At 60.8% G+C, this 16,350-nt stretch carries 11 protein-coding genes, 4 tRNA genes and 1 pseudogene; 6 read left to right on the top strand and 10 right to left on the bottom strand.

The window, feature by feature from the left end:
* Positions 1-956, bottom strand: a 956-nt coding sequence (locus OMP44_RS24105) for an SDR family oxidoreductase (protein ID WP_280311515.1), incomplete at its 3' end; no start/stop codon positions are given.
* 291 nt (positions 957-1,247) lie between these two features.
* Between OMP44_RS24105 and OMP44_RS24110 the strand changes: the two genes are divergently transcribed.
* The 6 genes from OMP44_RS24110 to cyoE all read left to right on the top strand — a co-directional run bounded on the left by OMP44_RS24110 (position 1,248) and on the right by cyoE (position 6,501).
* Positions 1,248-1,323 (top strand) — tRNA-Thr (locus OMP44_RS24110).
* Between the two features lie 406 nt (positions 1,324-1,729).
* Positions 1,730-2,653, top strand: a complete 924-nt coding sequence (gene cyoA / locus OMP44_RS24115; protein ID WP_280311516.1) for a ubiquinol oxidase subunit II — start codon at positions 1,730-1,732, stop codon at positions 2,651-2,653.
* Positions 2,654-2,656: 3 nt separating this feature from the next.
* The gene (cyoB, locus tag OMP44_RS24120) at positions 2,657-4,645 is read left to right on the top strand and encodes a cytochrome o ubiquinol oxidase subunit I (RefSeq protein ID WP_158896248.1); all 1,989 of its coding nucleotides are present in this window, start codon (positions 2,657-2,659) and stop codon (positions 4,643-4,645) included.
* Positions 4,646-4,649: 4 nt separating this feature from the next.
* Positions 4,650-5,264, top strand: a complete 615-nt coding sequence (locus tag OMP44_RS24125; RefSeq protein WP_133861288.1) for a cytochrome o ubiquinol oxidase subunit III — start codon at positions 4,650-4,652, stop codon at positions 5,262-5,264.
* Positions 5,264-5,602 carry a cytochrome o ubiquinol oxidase subunit IV gene (gene cyoD / locus OMP44_RS24130; RefSeq protein WP_133861289.1) on the top strand — a complete coding sequence of 113 codons (339 nt, stop codon included), beginning with the start codon at positions 5,264-5,266 and terminating at the stop codon, positions 5,600-5,602. Before OMP44_RS24125 ends, cyoD begins: the two co-directional genes overlap by 1 nt.
* 11 nt (positions 5,603-5,613) lie before the next feature.
* Positions 5,614-6,501, top strand: coding sequence for a heme o synthase (gene cyoE, locus OMP44_RS24135; RefSeq protein WP_263258815.1), 888 nt, complete (start codon positions 5,614-5,616; stop codon positions 6,499-6,501).
* A 69-nt stretch (positions 6,502-6,570) separates the two neighbouring features.
* Here the strand turns inward: cyoE and OMP44_RS24810 are convergent.
* The 9 genes and pseudogenes from OMP44_RS24810 to clpB form a co-directional block, all read right to left on the bottom strand.
* A pseudogene (locus OMP44_RS24810) lies at positions 6,571-10,482 on the bottom strand (pilus assembly protein).
* Positions 10,479-11,093 carry a pilus assembly PilX family protein gene (locus tag OMP44_RS24145; protein ID WP_280311517.1) on the bottom strand — a complete coding sequence of 205 codons (615 nt, stop codon included), beginning with the start codon at positions 11,091-11,093 and terminating at the stop codon, positions 10,479-10,481. Before OMP44_RS24145 ends, OMP44_RS24810 begins: the two are co-directional and overlap by 4 nt.
* Positions 11,090-11,887 carry a PilW family protein gene (locus OMP44_RS24150; protein ID WP_280311518.1) on the bottom strand — a complete coding sequence of 266 codons (798 nt, stop codon included), beginning with the start codon at positions 11,885-11,887 and terminating at the stop codon, positions 11,090-11,092. The genes OMP44_RS24145 and OMP44_RS24150 overlap by 4 nt, the downstream gene beginning before the upstream one ends.
* Position 11,888: 1 nt before the next feature.
* Positions 11,889-12,482 carry a type IV pilus modification protein PilV gene (pilV, locus tag OMP44_RS24155; protein WP_280311519.1) on the bottom strand — a complete coding sequence of 198 codons (594 nt, stop codon included), beginning with the start codon at positions 12,480-12,482 and terminating at the stop codon, positions 11,889-11,891.
* Positions 12,483-13,016, bottom strand: coding sequence for a GspH/FimT family pseudopilin (locus OMP44_RS24160; RefSeq protein WP_280311520.1), 534 nt, complete (start codon positions 13,014-13,016; stop codon positions 12,483-12,485).
* Positions 13,017-13,286: 270 nt separating this feature from the next.
* Positions 13,287-13,362 (bottom strand) — tRNA-Lys (locus OMP44_RS24165).
* 5 nt (positions 13,363-13,367) lie between these two features.
* A tRNA-Pro gene (locus tag OMP44_RS24170) sits at positions 13,368-13,444 on the bottom strand.
* Positions 13,445-13,454: 10 nt separating this feature from the next.
* A tRNA-Asn gene (locus OMP44_RS24175) sits at positions 13,455-13,530 on the bottom strand.
* A gap of 162 nt (positions 13,531-13,692) precedes the next feature.
* On the bottom strand, positions 13,693-16,257 hold the full coding sequence (gene clpB / locus OMP44_RS24180; protein WP_187980245.1) for an ATP-dependent chaperone ClpB: 2,565 nt from the start codon (positions 16,255-16,257) through the stop codon (positions 13,693-13,695).
* Between the last annotated feature and the right edge of the window lie 93 nt (positions 16,258-16,350).

Consider the following 16,350-nt stretch of genomic DNA (forward strand, 5'->3'; position numbering starts at 1 on the left):
GTACTAAAACTAGCATCCTCCTCTGCCAACGCCACGTATAACCCCGCCAACTCAGCCGGCTGCCCTGCCCTTCCTAGCGGCGTATCCTGGCCGAACTCCTTCATCTGCCCTTCCAACTGCCCACCCGCCACCTGCAGCGGTGTCCATACCGGACCCGGCGCCACGGCGTTGACGCGGATGCCCTTCTTGGCCAGTTGCTTGGCCATGCCCTTGGTGAGATTGAGGATGGCGGCCTTGGTCGAGGCGTAGTCGATCAGCTCTTCGCCAGGATCATAGGAATTCACCGAGACGGTGTTGATGATGCTGGCGCCCGGCGGCAAGTGTGGGATGGCGGCCTTGCTGAAGCGGAAGACGTGATAGACGTTGGTCTTGAAGGTCCGGTCGAATTGCTCGTCGGTGATTTCGAGGATGTCCGCCTTGCTCTGCTGATAGGCTGCGTTGTTCACCAGCAGGTCCAGACCGCCAAGTTGCTGGATGGCCTTGTTCACGACATCTTCGCAGGCCTCCTGGGTACGGATGTCAGCCGGCAGGGTGATGGCCTTGCGACCGGCTTCGGTGATCAGCTTGACCACTTCTTGGGCGTCGGACTCTTCGGAAGGGTGATAGTTGATGGCCACGTCTGCCCCCTCGCGAGCGAAGGCGATGGCCACGGCGCGACCGATGCCGCTGTCGCCACCGGTGATGAGGGCCTTGCGCCCGGCCAGGCGACCCGAGCCGTGATAGCTGGTCTCGCCATGATCCGGACGTGGATCCATCTTGCTGGTCAACGCCGGCCATTCCTGGCGCTGCTCCTTGAAGGGCTCACGGGTGTACTTGGTGCGCGGGTCCTGCAGCGGCCTGGCGGGGCGAGTCGCGCTGGTGCCTTCCTGAGCAACGGCAGCACCGGAAGCAGCGGCAGCTAGCCCCACGGCGGAGCCAACGAGAACGTTACGACGCGTAAGGGAGTAATCGGTCATTGGAGCTCTCCGCATGGGCAGCTATCAATTGGAAGGATAAGAGGGTCAAAGCTGCGGCAAGGCTGGCTCCGCGAAGGATTAGGTATGACGACTCCGGCAAAGGTTTCCCGAATGGACTTCGCTCGTGACCGCTGACCTCTCCTCTCAACAATTGCGTAAGGCCGAGAGACATTAGCGAATCGCGAAATCTGGAGGAGGCAGCAGTGCGACACATCGCCACAGGCCTTCATGCACACTCAATGACCAGGCTTGCACAGCAGATAACCGAAGACTTATCATTGAAAGCTTCGTGCCGGTGTAGCTCAGTTGGTAGAGCGGCGCATTCGTAATGCGAAGGTCGTAGGTTCGACTCCTATCTCCGGCACCATCCTTCCGCTTCCTCCTCTCCTTGTCTTTTCAAAGCCTGCAAGGCCTTAGCCGCCTTGGGCCGCGCCTCTCTGCGTCCTTCCCCGACCTGAACCTTGCCTGCGGGCCAACTGCACACGCCCAATCAAACTGGCGACTCCCTGCTGCTCAGCTACTCTTACCCAGCGCATGACAGTGCCTTACACCGCCTGATTTCGGCTTTCTTGACGGCCGGCAAGACCTGAACGGCGGCTGACCAAAGGGTCGAATATCCAGCCCCTCTGTGGCACCATACCGCGCTGCGAAATCCCGCAATTTCTGCAATCCATCAGCCTGCCGCACGGATGCCTGTCCGTTGCGGAGCATGAGGCTGGCGACAGGCACGTTGAGAGAATAACCACGATGAGCCGCTCTACTGAGGTCGTGAGATGAAACTAACGAAGTATCTAAAACCAACCGGTTGGCTTCTGGCCGGTGCCGCCGCGCTGCTGCTCAGCGGGTGCGACGCCGTGCTGCTGGATCCGAAAGGCTCCATCGGCGTGCAAGAACGCAACCTCATCTACACAGCGTTCGGCCTCATGCTGATCGTGGTGATCCCGGTCATCGTGATGACCTTCCTGTTTGCCTGGAAGTACCGCGCGACCAACAAAGACGCCAAGTACACCCCGAACTGGGCTCACTCCTACAAGATCGAAGCCGTGGTCTGGCTGGTCCCCCTGGCGATCGTGGTGTTCCTGAGCATCCTGTCCTGGAAGACCTCCCACGAACTGGATCCCTTCAAGCCCCTCGACCATCCCGAGCAGCCGCTGGTAATCGAAGCGGTCTCGATGGACTGGAAATGGCTGTTCATCTACCCGGAGCAGGGCATCGCTTCGGTGAATGAAATCGCCATCCCGGTCAATCGTCCGGTGCAGTTCAAGATCACCTCCGAGTCGGTCATGAACACCCTGTCCATCCCGGCCCTGGGCGGCATGATCTATGCCATGTCCGGCATGCAGAGCCAGTTGCACCTGATCGCCGATCACCCCGGCGAGTTCGAGGGTCGCTCGGCCAACTACAGCGGCGCCGGCTTCTCCGACATGATCTTTACCGTGCACGCGGTACCCACCGCTGGCGATTTCGACGCCTGGGTGAACAAGGTCAAGCAGTCGGGTGGCAAGACCCTGGATCAGGCGAGCTACACCGAGCTGGCCAAGCCCAGCGAGAAGCAGCCGATCGCCTACTACTCGACGGTCGAGCCGGATCTGTTCAGAACGGTCATCAAGAAGTTCATGAAGTCCGACTTCAGCAAGCAGACCGATCACGTGATGGACATGAGCCAGCACGGTGGTCAACACGGTACCGAGGAATAAGTTATGTTCGGTAAATTAACTCTGGCGGATATTCCGTATCACGAGCCGATCATTCTCGTGACGTTCGTTGTGGTCGCCCTGGGCGGCCTTGGACTCATCGGGGCGCTCAGCTACTTCGGCAAGTGGGGCTATCTCTGGAAAGAGTGGCTGACCACCGTCGACCACAAGAAGATCGGCGTGATGTACTTCATCGTCGCGCTGGTCATGCTGCTCCGTGGCTTCTCCGACGCCATCCTGATGCGTAGCCAGCAGGCCATCGCCTCTGGCGGCGCCGAGGGCTACCTGCCACCGCACCACTACGACCAGATCTTCACCGCCCACGGCGTGATCATGATCTTCTTCGTGGCGATGCCGTTCGTGGCCGGCCTGATGAACGTGGTGACACCGCTGCAGATCGGTGCCCGCGACGTGGCCTTCCCCTTCCTGAACTCGCTGAGCTTCTGGCTGTTCGTGGCCGGCGCCGTGCTGATCATGATGTCGCTGTTCGTGGGCGAATTCGCCGCGACCGGCTGGGTGGCCTATCCGCCGCTGTCAGGCATCAAGTACAGTCCAGGCGTAGGGATGGACTACTACATCTGGGCCCTTCAGCTTTCCGGTATCGGGACAACCTTGACCGGCGTCAACTTCTTCGTGACCGTGCTGAAGATGCGTACCAAGGGCATGACCCTGATGCGCATGCCGATCTTCACCTGGACCTCGTGGTGTACTGCCATTCTGATCATGGCGGCCTTCCCGATCCTGACCGTGACTCTGGCGCTGCTGACCCTGGACCGCTACCTGGGCTTCCACTTCTTCACCGCGGAAGCCGGTGGCAACCAGATGATGTACACCAACCTGATCTGGGCCTGGGGCCACCCCGAGGTATACATCCTGATCCTGCCGGCCTTCGGCGTGTTCTCGGAAGTGACCTCCACCTTCAGCAAGAAGCGTCTGTTCGGGTATGTATCGATGGTCTGGGCGACGGTAGCCATTACCGTGCTGTCCTTCATCGTCTGGCTGCACCACTTCTTCACCATGGGTTCGGGCGGTAACGTCAACGCCTTCTTCGGCATCGCGACGATGATCATTGCGATCCCGACAGGGGTGAAGATCTTCACCTGGCTGTTCACCATGTACCAGGGTCGTATCCAGTTCACCTCGCCGATGCTCTGGACCCTGGGCTTCATCGTGACCTTCAGCATCGGCGGCATGACCGGCGTACTGCTGGCGGTACCGGGTGCCGACTTCGTGCTGCACAACAGCCTGTTCCTGATCGCCCACTTCCACAACGTGATCATCGGCGGCGCCGTGTTCGGCTACTTCGCCGGCATGATCTACTGGTTCCCGAAGGTGTTCGGCTTCAAGCTGAACGAGAAGCTGAACAAGCAGGCCTTCTGGTGCTGGCTGATCGGTTTCTATGTCGCCTTCATGCCGCTGTACATGCTGGGCTTCATGGGCATGACCCGTCGTCTGAACCACTACGACAACCCTGACTGGCACCCCTTCCTGGTGACCGCCGCCATTGGCGCCGGCATCATCGCCCTGGGCATCCTCAGCCAGCTGTGGATGTTCTACGTCAGTATCCGCGACCGCAATCTGCCGGAAAACGTGGACGTGACGGGCGATCCGTGGGATGGCCGTACCCTGGAATGGTCGACCTCGTCGCCGCCGCCCTTCTACAACTTCGCTGAAGTGCCAGAAGTGCACGACATCGACGCCTACTGGGGCATGAAGGAAAAAGGTATCACCGAGAAGAAGGATGCGGACTACAAGAAGATCCACATGCCGCGCAACACCGCTGCCGGCATCGTGATCAGCTTCTTCGCTCTGATCCTCGGCTTCGCCCTGATCTGGCACATCTGGTGGCTGGCCATCGCCAGCTTCGTGGGTTGCATCGTCAGTGCGGTCGTCCGCAGCTACGACGACGATGTCGACTACTACGTACCGGCGGAAGAAGTGGCGCGAATCGAAACCGCGCGCATTCAGTCCCTGGCGAAATTCAAGCAGGCCTAATCCAATGGCGAATCAAGTTATGCATAATGAAGTCGCCCATGCCGAGGAGCATGGGCACCACGACGCCGGATCGATGAAGACGTTCGGCTTCTGGTCCTACCTGATGACCGACTGCATTCTGTTCGGGACGCTGTTTGCGACCTATGCAGTCCTGAGCGGTGCCCATGCCGATGGCCCCTCCCAGAAGGACATCTTCGAACTGTCGTTCGTCCTGGTCGAAACCTTCCTGCTGCTGTTCTCCAGTATCACCTATGGCTTCGCCATGATTGCTCAGCACCATGGCAGCAAGGGTGGCGTTCTGGGCTGGCTGGCGGTCACCTGGCTGTTTGGTGCCGGCTTCATCGGCATGGAAGTCTATGAGTTCCATCACCTGATCGAAGAGGGCTACGGTCCGGATCGCAGTGCCTTCCTGTCGTCGTTCTTCGCGCTGGTCGGTACCCACGGTCTGCACGTGAGCTCGGGTCTGATCTGGATGATCGTGCTGATGCTGCAGGTCGCTTCCAAGGGCCTGACCACCACCAACGTGACCCGCCTGTCGTGCCTGAGCCTGTTCTGGCACTTCCTGGACATCATCTGGATCTTCGTCTTCACCATCGTCTATCTGATGGGGGTTCTGTAATGGCGCACGATCATAACGCCCACGGGCATACCGCCGAGAGCCATGGCACTTTCAAGAGCTACATGGTTGGCTTCATCCTGTCGGTCATCCTGACGGTCATTCCCTTCGGCCTGGTGATGTTCCCCACCTTCTCCAAGGGCGCGACCCTGGCGATCGTGGTGATCATGGCGGTGGTACAGCTGCTGGTGCACCTGTACTTCTTCCTGCACCTGAACACCTCCGAAGAGCAGCGTTGGAACGTGATCTCCTTTGGTTTCACCGTGGTCATCGTCGGTATCGTGGTCGTGGGATCCCTGTGGATCATGTACCACATGCACAACAACATGATGATCCACTGAACCGGGCCGACGTGATGATCAAGAAGTACCTTCTCGTGACGAAGCCGGGCATCATCTTCGGCAACCTGATCTCGGTTGCCGGCGGGTTCTTCCTGGCGTCCAAAGGGAGCATCGACCCGCTGTTGCTGCTGGCGACGGCGATCGGGGTGTCGTTGGTCATTGCTTCCGGCTGTGTGTTCAACAACGTGATCGATAGGGACATCGATCAGAAGATGGAAAGAACCTGCAATCGCGCCCTGGTCCAGGGCACGATCTCCTCGAAGGTGGCGCTGGCCTATGCCACCCTCCTCGGCCTGGCCGGGGTGGGGCTGCTGTACGGGGCGACCAATCTGGTCGCCACCGCCTTCGCGGTGATGGGTTTCGTGGTGTATGTAGGGCTCTACAGCCTCTGGCTGAAGCGCACCTCGGTATACGGCACCCTGGTCGGCAGCCTGTCCGGTGCCGCACCGCCGGTGATCGGCTACTGCGCCGCCAGCGGCCAGTTCGACAGTGGCGCTGCGGTACTGCTGCTGATCTTCTGCCTCTGGCAGATGCCGCACTCCTACGCCATCGCCATCTTCCGTCTCAAGGACTACACCGCGGCCTCGATTCCGGTACTGCCGGTGGCCAAGGGCATCGCGGTGACCAAGCGTCACATCGTCTGGTACACCGTGGCCTTCATGGCCGCCACCCTGCTGTTGACCGTGCTCGGCTATGCCGGCTACGTCTATCTGGCAGTGGCCGCCGTGATCGGCGCCTGGTGGCTGCGCCTGGCCTTCATGGGCTATCAGGCCGAGAACGACGTGCAATGGGCACGCAAGCTGTTCGGGTTCTCCATCATCGCCATCACCGCCCTGAGCGTCATGATGTCGGTGGACTTCCAGATCCCGGGCGACGTGCTGCTGACCTACGCACGCTGAGACGCAACGCTCCATGAAAAAGCCCGGCCTGGTGCCGGGCTTTTTCATGCCTGGGTGAAAGCCCCTTCACTAGTCCTGGTTGGTGATGACGCGCCAGGTCTGACGGAGGCTGGCGGGCAGGTCACCCCGCAAGCCATTCGGCGCCTTGCCGTCGCTGCCATAGATCGCCGCGTCCGCCAGGGTCCCTTCCATGCTGAAACTGCCATCACCGTAGACGAAGGGCACGATCCCACCGAGCAGACCATCGAGCTGGATACGCCCATAGACCGTATCCGTCCCCAGATTAAACAGGCCACTGTTGCTGCCGCCGGTGTAGGGATCCAGGGCATAGAGGTAGGTGGTAACGCCGGCGGTACAGGCGTCGGTGCTGGGTATCAGGGAGCTCATCAACAGAGTGCCGCTGAACAGTTGGGGCTTGTTGATCACCAGCTCGCCATTCAAGGGCAGATTCAGATACCAGCCCTGTTTGCCATTGGTCGCCGTATTGGCGTCATAGCTGACCGACGTCGTGGAAAGGATGTTCGCCGTACTGCTGACGCTGGAACCGGCGGAGCTGGTGTAGCTGATGCGCTGATCGGCGCCCGGGGTCTGCTGCTGCAGACTGGCGATCGTCAGAACTGGAGTGCTGCTGGCCGCCGATCCATCGGTCTGGCGATCCCAGATGCCATAGAGGGTCATGGCCTTGCTGGTATTGGCCAGGGCGTCGTTGGCCTCGAGATACTTGCCAGTACCAAAGAGCACCAGATGCCCCGTTCCACTCGGATGAGCCACGACCGCAGGACCGGCGGTGATCGGCTGAACCAGATTGGTGGTACCGGGCGCGAGGCTGCTGGCCTGGGCGGTATAGAGGGGCCGCCCCCCGAAGGCGACACGGAGGTTGTCCGCTACGGCCGTTGCGGTCAGGGAGGTACCGATCAGATCGAAGCGCTAGAGATTGCCGTGCAGGTCACCGGCATAGCCATAGTCGGCGATCAGGTCGCCGTCGACATCGGCCACGAAGGGCGAACTCAGCCCATTGGGTGCCGCCACGTTATCGGTGGCGGGCAGCGCCTTGATCAGGCTGCCATCGGCCACGTTCATTACATAGAGCACGGCGTTGTCCTGGGCACTGTTGTAGCCATTGCTGACCACCACGCCCCAGCCGCCGGTATGCAGCCGGGTAATGACGGGTTGGGCGTAGGTGAAGCCCAGGTCCTTGTAACTGGCGTCGGCGTCAGACTTTTCCCAGAGCAGCACCGGGGCATTGGGCTTGGTGATGTCCAGCGCAAAGATGCCCCGCCCTCCCCCGCGCAGCGTGCCGATCAGTACCGTGCGCCAGGCGCCGTTGAAATAGACGTCCCCCACCACCGGCGTATTGTCGACATAGGACTAATGCCCGCCGCCGTTGTAGCTGCGCTCGGTCAGCCGGTTGAGAGTGCCGATAACGGCGCTGGGAACGAAGGCATAGACCTCCTGCCCCTGGTCGTTGAAGGCATGCAGCATGCCGTCGTTGGCACCCACATAGATACGCCGCTCACGGGCTGCATTGGTAGTGCGGAACGTCGCGTAGGAATTGTCGCCAACGGTCGCGTTCATCAGAGCGATGGGACTGTTGGGGCCATCCACGACCACCGGTGAGGAATTCACGATGTCCCCGAGGATATGGCTGCGTGGCCGGAACGACGGCGTAGCGCCGGGCGCCTCCTGGCCACGATCCCCACGCAGATAATCCACCCGGCGACTGCCATAGGTATCGGTGGCACCCCCGGAGGTCTTGTTGAGACTGAGTCGTTGATCGGTATTCAGATTCGCCCAGGCGAAATCGGTCAAGGCGCCGCCCTTGGCCATATAGACCTTGCGAGTGCCAAAGCCGGTATTACCTGCAGCGTACTTGCCATCGAGTTGTTGAGCGGCGCTCCAGATCCTCGTCTGGGTGGTACCCGTGCGTTGGTACTTGATGACATCCCCGCTCCAGTCGGCACTGGAAAAGGATGGGGAATAGGTAAAGAGCGCGTTGGTGTCCCCTACCCGGGTGGGCGATACGGTCTGGCTGGCGCCGACGCTGGTGGACTGGGTGATCCGCGTGACGACCTTGCCAAGGGAGGTGATCAGATCGCTGGCGTTTTCCGCACTGAAGAACTCGCCCCGCGAATTGATCGCCGCGTGCCAGAGATCGTAGATGTTGTTCTGATTGACCGAGTTATCCGCCCCCGCCACAGGCCAGGGCGTAGTGCCTGCGGCCAAGCCAGCGTAGCCACCGGCGAAGGTATCGCCATCCCAATCGGGATTGATCAGCGCACTGCTCAAGCCGATACCTACGTAGAACCCCGTGAGATGCTGCCAGGTGGCGGGGTCATTGCGCGGATTCCAGTAGGGCGAAAGCGTATTGGGGCCCCGAACCTCGCTGTTGGTCACGGTATTGTAGGGCGGTACCTTGTTGTCGAGCCCGGGTTGGGCATCGGTGCGCCAGTAGAGAAAGGCCAGGTCTGCGAGAGTGCTGGAGGTGGTGTCTTGGAAGGGTGCCTGGGGTGAGTACTGCTGCCCGTCGGGGAGGGTCGCGGCAGAGCCGTCGGCGTTGCTGGAGGTAAAGGCCGAATTCCAGATCCCGTCCGTCACCACCAGACTATAGCTGGCGCGACAGCCATAGACAGGTGACTCGCTGTTACCTGGATCGTAGGCGTATGGGCTATTGCTCCCACTGGTCTTGAGCAGCTCGCCAACACGAGCAACCGCCTGGAGCAGCGGCGTGCTCTGGTTGTAATAGACATCACCGAGCCAGGTGAAGAAAGCCGCCCGGTGCGCACCAGCAAAGGGCCTCAGCCGATTGTCATAGGTCGTGGAGCTGGAGTTGCTGATGCCGCGGCAGTTGGCATTGGCCGTTACCAAGATGCAGCTGTCACTGGTACCTAATGCCTGCCAGCCAAGCCGGAGATTTTCCGAGGCATCCGCCAGGGCCAGGTTGGTCGCTGTCTGAGCGGCCAGGGCACGGCTGCGATAGAAGGAATACCAGTTAGCAAAGTTCTGCCGCTCGTCTGTGCCGTTAGGGCCCGAGGTTACGCCGACAGGTATCCGACGGTAGCAGTCCTCGGTCTGCAGAGAGGCGGGCAGACAATTAGCGAGAGTGGTGTCGTAAAGGTAATAATAAGCCGGGACACCTGCGATGGCCGTCGAGGTATTGGTATTGGCGGTGATAGTGTAGGTCACTGAGGAAAACACTCCACCCAGATCGTAATTTACGTTACGGGTGCAGGTGACGTTGTTGTAGGTGACTGATGCAGTATTGGCGATAGTGGCAGTACAGCCACCAGTGAGGGTCTGCCCTTTCAATAGGCGAGCGAGCAAAGACGAATCGCTGATGGATACTTGGGCGCCGTTGATGGACTCGGTAAAGCCGGCGCCTAAAAGGATGTCTAGTAACGTCAAACGACCGTAGCTAGAGCTGGTTCCTTGGAAGGTGCCGTTGCTTTTAAAATCCTGCGAAGGATTTTCCGCCAGCATGCTTGGGCTATTGTTCTGCAGCCCCGGATTTCCATAGGAGTTACCCCGCGCCACATCGGGATCTGTAGTAACCAGATTGGGGTTATAGCTCCAGCTCACGCGGTAGTCGGTGGCTAGATTGACGCTACCCAAGCCAGGTCGATAGCCATTCACATAGGCACTGGTAAAGCTGGTGGACAGTCGCGTACGGGTCAGCCCGCCCGTACTGCTGTAGCTCACCGCATAAGGCGCCGGATAGCTGATCGCCGGGTTGTAGTAGAGACTATTGAAGGCCGCCGATTTGGCACGGCGGGTTGGGCGGATGGCATCGGTATTGGAGGCATCCGGCACCACCGCCATCTGCATGCTGGTGGAATTGTCCAGGGTAACGAACAGATTGGGACCGACACTGTTGGTCAGAAACAGTGGCTGTTGGCTCAGATTCAGGGCCGCCGCCTGGGCCGCAGGTGCGGCCAGGGTCAGCAGCAGGGCCAGAGACCCGATGCCCGGTGTAGCTCGGCTCATGGCACCTCCAGGGCGACGACGCTCTGCAGAATCACCGGAAAGCGCTTACCGCGATCCTGGGCAACAGCGGTGATCCGAAACAGGTTGGTGGCTGGCGCCGAGACATCGACCGAGCTGCTACCTATGGCCGTCACTACCCAACGGGGTGTCTGGGCGAAGGAAGCGCTGCCATCTGAGCCGCGATAGGCGACCGTACGAGCCGTAGGCGCCAGGGGATCATCCTGATTCGACTGCAGCGCCGCGACAGCCCAGGTCTGGGTCAGGGCGCTATTATTGAGATCGCTGGCCTTGGTCAAGATGCAGAGGTCACCGCTAGGAGTTTCGGCGAACGCCTCGTTCAAGGTAGGCACGCTATCCAGGCAGCTAGCGAAACCTGCGCTGAAGGCGGTAAAGGCTGGCTCCTGGCTGAGGGCCATCAACCGCCGCTCCCCCTCGCGCAGGGCGGCCTCCGCGGCATTGAAGGCCTGGGTGTTTTCCAGGGCGGCGCCGCCGCTGCGGGCCTGCAGCAAGGTCTGACGCATGCTGGAGGCGGCCAGCAGCGACAGCAGTAATAACATTACCAGGGCGATCAGCAAGGTCGCACCGCGCTGACTGACACTGACGGAAGTCATAGCGCGAGATTCCTGAGGGTGACGGTGCTCTGCAGGATCTGCATAGGTCGACTGGCGTCCGCGATCTGCAGTCCGGTAAGGGTTTGCCAGTTGGCAGCCGCATTGCTGGCCACGTCACTGGGTAGCGCCTCGCGGGTGTTGAGTAGCGCCGCATAACGCACCGCGGGCGCATCCGCCTTGGGTGGAATGGACCAGCGAAAGTCCTGCAACCCCTGCACCAGCACCTCGCTACCTTTTGGGGTTAGAGTGCCATCTCGCTCGCTCCAGACCGTGCATCTCAGAGTGCCATCGCCTGGAATGTCGCTTGCCATATATCGCAGCTTTATCAGGACATTACCGCCGGTGTTGAGATTCACCCGGGGAATGACATTGCCCAGGCAATCCAAGTCCTTGCCGTCCAACGCCCCCTGATAGCGAATGCATACCCCGGTAGGCGCCTCGACGCTGTCCGTAGTCGCGCCAATGGTGACGCCAGGGTCAAAGACAGGGCATTTGATGCCATCGACTGGATCTTCCTTGGAGTCAATCCTGGGAAAGGCTGCCTCCAAATTGCCCTGATAGCGGATGTCGGCGCGGAAGCCGGTGCGCGCGAGTTGCCGATCGAGTACCTGGAAGATCAGCTGGGCGTTGTTGCGATTGCCGGTCTGGCCCTGCTGGAAGAGAAAGCTGCGCTTGTTGTTGATATAGATCTGCGAAACGCCCAGCACCAGAAAGGTGCCCATGGTCAGGGCGATCATCATTTCGATGAGTGAAAAGCCCTGGTGCCGGCTACGCGCAAAAAGTCTAATGCTCATGTCATAACTCCGAGCGTAGAGCGTAGTAACAGATACCAGCTGGGCAATTCAGTTGATCATTACTAACGTCTTGCCAGGCGATTACTACCATCACCGTTGCTCGTGCGGTGTTTTCGCAGACAGTCAGCGGTATCCCTGGGTCCGTGGGACCTGCTGGCAAGAGAGGTACCTTGGACGCTGGACACACTGCGAAACTGCTAGCGATCAAGGCGTCCGTCACGGGTAGCAGCGCCTTTGCCTGATTCAACCAGCAACCCAGATCCTGACCCGCCACCGTCTCGCCGCCCGCAGAGCGATCCCGGGTCAAACAGGTCTTGCCAGCATCGAGCGCCTTGGTGCGAAAGTTGGTGCCGGGCTGCTTGATGTAGGCCCCGTCGATCTTGACCTTGTCACTTGCCATCACCTGGTCGCGATTGCTGCGCATCAATTCGAGCAGCTCGTTGGCCAGCACCATGGCGTTGCTGCGTTGCACCGAATCCTGGGACAACGCCACGCTACGCGTCTGCAGGGCGACCATGCCCAGCACGCCGATGCAGATGATCACCAGACTGACCAGCACCTCGATCATGCTGAACCCACCTTTGCGGCGCTTCATCTAGGTGCACCCCACGGCGCTGGCACGGTTAGGCGTGTAGTCGATTACCGTCAGCACCCCACCCTGGTTTAGGGTGAATTGCTTGCCCTGGGTGAGCGCATTGGTGGCGCAGACGCGAATGGTGGCTTCGCCGCTGAGTTTCAGACTGCCATTGGGCTGGAAAGTCAGACTGGTAAGGGGAGCACCGCCGATGAAACCCGTCCCGTTGACGCCATTTCCCAGCCCGCCACCGTATTGCCGCAGGACTTCGGCATTGGGCAGCACCACGGTCTTGGCTGTGGTGATTTTCAGCGCGCCCATCCAGCCATTGGTATCTTCCGGCTCGGTGGTGATCACGACGTTCACTCCCCGGCTCATGGCTTCACTGCGCGCGTAATAGAGCGCGCGCTGCAACTCCCCGGCTGCCGCCTGGACGCGGTTGCTTTGCACCAGGTTCGCGAAGCCAGGCGCCGCCAGCGCCGTGACGATGCCCAGCAGCGCGATGACGACCAGGACCTCGATGAGCGTGAAACCCGAGAGGCGTTTCGACTGCATTCCCACCGCCTGAAAGCTCGTTACTTCACCTGATAGTAGTAAGGGCTCAGGCAGCCGCTATGACCGGCTATCGCTTCTATTTGCGAGGAAAGCTACCCGGATAAAGGTGTTCACCGGAGATGAGCGAAATAGAGCACAGCGTGATGAGCCGAGGATGGCAAGGCGGAATACGGGAAGCAGAAAGATTTCGGGATGACGCTCAGCCTGGCGCTGAGAAAATAATGTCCCAGAAACGCAAAAACCCTCCTGGCGGAGGGTTTCTGGTAAAAATGGTGGGTCGTGCAGGATTCGAACCTGCGACCAATTGGTTAAAAGCCAACTGCTCTACCAACTGAGCTAACGACCCAAATATGGTCGGGGTAGGGGGATTCGAACTCCCGACATCCTGCTCCCAAAGCAGGCGCGCTACCGGGCTGCGCTATACCCCGAGAATGGAAGTGGCTCCGCGACCTGGACTCGAACCAGGGACCCAATGATTAACAGTCATTTGCTCTACCGACTGAGCTATCGCGGAATTTCTCTCTTCCAACCCCTCTTACGTCAGTGCCTTTCGAGCTTTGCCGTAAGTGAGGTGCGCCATTTTACGGAAGTAGAAACAGACGTCAACACCTAGCCTCCTGTTTTTTCACAAATTTATCGGAAACGCCGGGCGACCCTGGGATCGCCCGGCCATTTCCTAGGCGAAGACGATCTCGTCGCCCTCCAGTCGACCCTGGATCCGGCTGTTCGGCGCGAAGGCACCGGACAGGATGCGCTGGGCCAGCGGGTTCTCGATCCAGCGCTGGATCGCCCGCTTGAGCGGACGCGCCCCATAGACCGGGTCGTAACCCACCGCGACCAGCTTGTCCAAGGCCTCCGGCGTCAGCTCCAGGTGCAGATCGCGCTCGGCCAGGCGCTGACCCAGTTGCTGCAGCTGGATCTCGGCGATACCGGCGATCTGCTCGCGCCCCAGGGGCTCGAATACCACCACCTCGTCGATACGGTTGACGAACTCGGGCCGGAAATGCCCCGCCACCGCATCCATCACCGCCGCGCGCTGGGCATCGGGATCGCCCACCAGCTCCTGGATCTGCGCCGAGCCCAGGTTCGAGGTCATGACGATCACCGCATTGCGGAAGTCCACGGTACGTCCCTGGCTGTCGGTCAGGCGACCGTCGTCCAGCACCTGCAGGAGGATGTTGAACACATCCGGATGAGCCTTTTCCACCTCGTCGAGCAGGACCACCGAATAGGGTTTGCGCCGTACGGCCTCGGTCAGGTAGCCGCCCTCCTCGTAGCCGACGTAGCCGGGCGGTGCACCGATCAGGCGAGCCACGGAGTGCTTCTCCATGAACTCGGACATGTCGATGCGCACCATGGCGTCTTCGGTATCAAAGAGGAATTCCGCCAACGACTTGCACAGCTCGGTCTTGCCCACCCCGGTCGGGCCGAGGAAGAGGAAGGAACCGCTGGGCTTGTTGGGGTCCGACAACCCGGCCCGCGAGCGACGCACGGCGTTGGCCACGGCGGTGACCGCCTCGTCCTGGCCGATCACCCGGTTGTGCAGGGCCTCTTCCATGCGCAGCAGCTTGTCGCGCTCGCCTTCGAGCATCTTGCTGACCGGAATGCCGGTCCACTTGGAGACCACCTCGGCGATCTCGTCTTCGGTGACCTTGTTGCGCAAGAGCTGGTTGGCCGGCTTCTCGTGCTGGTCGACCATCTGCAGACTGCGCTCCAGATCAGGAATGGTGCCGTACTGCAGCTCGGCCATGCGATTGAGGTCACCCTTGCGCCGGGCCGCCTCCAGCTCGGTACGCGCCTGCTCGATGCGCTGCTGCAACTGGGCGGAATCCTGGACCTCGGCCTTTTCGGCTTTCCAGATTTCCTCCAGGTCGGCGTATTCCTGTTCGAGGCGGGCAATGTCTTCGTCGAGTTTTTCCAGACGCTTGCGCGCGGCCTCGTCTTCTTCCTTCTTCAGCGCCTGACGTTCCACCTTGAGCTGGATCAGCCGGCGATCGAGGCGATCCAGGGCCTCCGGCTTGGAGTCGATCTCCATGCGGATGCGGCTGGCGGCCTCGTCGATCAGGTCGATGGCCTTGTCCGGCAACTGGCGGTCGGTGATGTAGCGATGGGACAGCTTGGCCGCGGCGATGATGGCGCCGTCGGTGATGGCCACCTTGTGGTGCACCTCGTAGCGCTCCTTGAGGCCCCGCAGGATGGCGATGGTGTCCTCTTCGCTCGGCTCGTCCACCAGCACCTTCTGGAAGCGTCGCTCCAGGGCCGCGTCCTTCTCGATGTACTGACGGTACTCGTCGAGGGTGGTGGCACCGACGCAATGCAGCTCGCCACGGGCCAGGGCCGGCTTGAGCATGTTGCCGGCATCCATGGCGCCCTCGGCCTTGCCGGCGCCGACCATGGTGTGCAGTTCGTCGATGAACAGGATGATGCGGCCTTCCTGCTTGCTCAGTTCGTTGAGCACGCCCTTGAGGCGCTCCTCGAATTCACCGCGAAACTTGGCGCCGGCGATCAGGGCACCCATGTCCAGCGCCAGCAGGCGCTTGTCCTTGAGGCCGTCGGGTACTTCACCATTGATGATGCGCTGGGCCAGGCCTTCGGCGATGGCGGTCTTGCCGACGCCGGGTTCGCCGATCAGCACCGGGTTGTTCTTGGTGCGGCGCTGCAGGACCTGGATGGTACGGCGGATCTCGTCGTCCCGGCCGATCACCGGGTCGAGCTTGCCGTCCTCGGCGCGCTTGGTGAGATCGACGGTGAACTTGTCCAAGGCCTTGCGGCTGTCCTCGGCATTGGCGTCGTTGACCGCCTCGCCGCCGCGCAGGTTGTTGATGGCGTTCTCCAGCGCCTTGCGCGAGACGCCCTGCCCCAGCAGCAACTTGCCGAGGCGGGTGTTCTCGTCCATGGCGGCGAGCAGCACCAGCTCGCTGGAGATGAACTGGTCACCCTTCTGCTGGGCCAGGCGATCGGCCTGATTGAGCAGGCGCGCCAGATCCTGGGAAAGATTCACATCGCCGTTGGGATTCTGGATCTTGGGCAGCTTGTCCAGCTCTTCGGCAAGGGTCTTGCGCAGGCTGGCGAGGTCGAAGCCGACCTGCCGCAGCAGCGGGGAAATGGAACCGCCCTGCTGTTCGAGCAGGGCAGAGAACAGGTGCAGAGGCTCGATGGCCGGATGGTCGTGGCCGACGGCCAGGGACTGGGCATCCGACAGGGCGAGCTGCAGCTTGCTGGTGAAACGGTCTATACGCATGGGCAAGGTCCTATCTGAAACGCGGGACAGCGCGACAGTAAGGCGCTTTCGATTACCCGCGGGAATGACCTTTAGATAGGGGCGATGCGTAAC

Origin of the sequence: Pseudomonas flavocrustae (genome assembly GCF_029872515.1) — a bacterium.
Classification (GTDB): domain Bacteria; phylum Pseudomonadota; class Gammaproteobacteria; order Pseudomonadales; family Pseudomonadaceae; genus Chryseomonas; species Chryseomonas aestiva.

What these genes read in the sequence shown, in the direction of transcription:
- OMP44_RS24150 (WP_280311518.1), bottom strand. Translation starts at nt 11,887, where the DNA reads ATGAGCATTAGACTTTTTGCGCGTAGCCGGCACCAGGGCTTTTCACTC.
- OMP44_RS24145 (WP_280311517.1), bottom strand. Translation starts at nt 11,093, where the DNA reads ATGACTTCCGTCAGTGTCAGTCAGCGCGGTGCGACCTTGCTGATCGCC.
- cyoB (WP_158896248.1), top strand. Translation starts at nt 2,657, where the DNA reads ATGTTCGGTAAATTAACTCTGGCGGATATTCCGTATCACGAGCCGATC.
- clpB (WP_187980245.1), bottom strand. Translation starts at nt 16,257, where the DNA reads ATGCGTATAGACCGTTTCACCAGCAAGCTGCAGCTCGCCCTGTCGGAT.
- cyoD (WP_133861289.1), top strand. Translation starts at nt 5,264, where the DNA reads ATGGCGCACGATCATAACGCCCACGGGCATACCGCCGAGAGCCATGGC.
- OMP44_RS24160 (WP_280311520.1), bottom strand. Translation starts at nt 13,016, where the DNA reads ATGCAGTCGAAACGCCTCTCGGGTTTCACGCTCATCGAGGTCCTGGTC.
- pilV (WP_280311519.1), bottom strand. Translation starts at nt 12,482, where the DNA reads ATGAAGCGCCGCAAAGGTGGGTTCAGCATGATCGAGGTGCTGGTCAGT.
- cyoA (WP_280311516.1), top strand. Translation starts at nt 1,730, where the DNA reads ATGAAACTAACGAAGTATCTAAAACCAACCGGTTGGCTTCTGGCCGGT.
- OMP44_RS24125 (WP_133861288.1), top strand. Translation starts at nt 4,650, where the DNA reads ATGGCGAATCAAGTTATGCATAATGAAGTCGCCCATGCCGAGGAGCAT.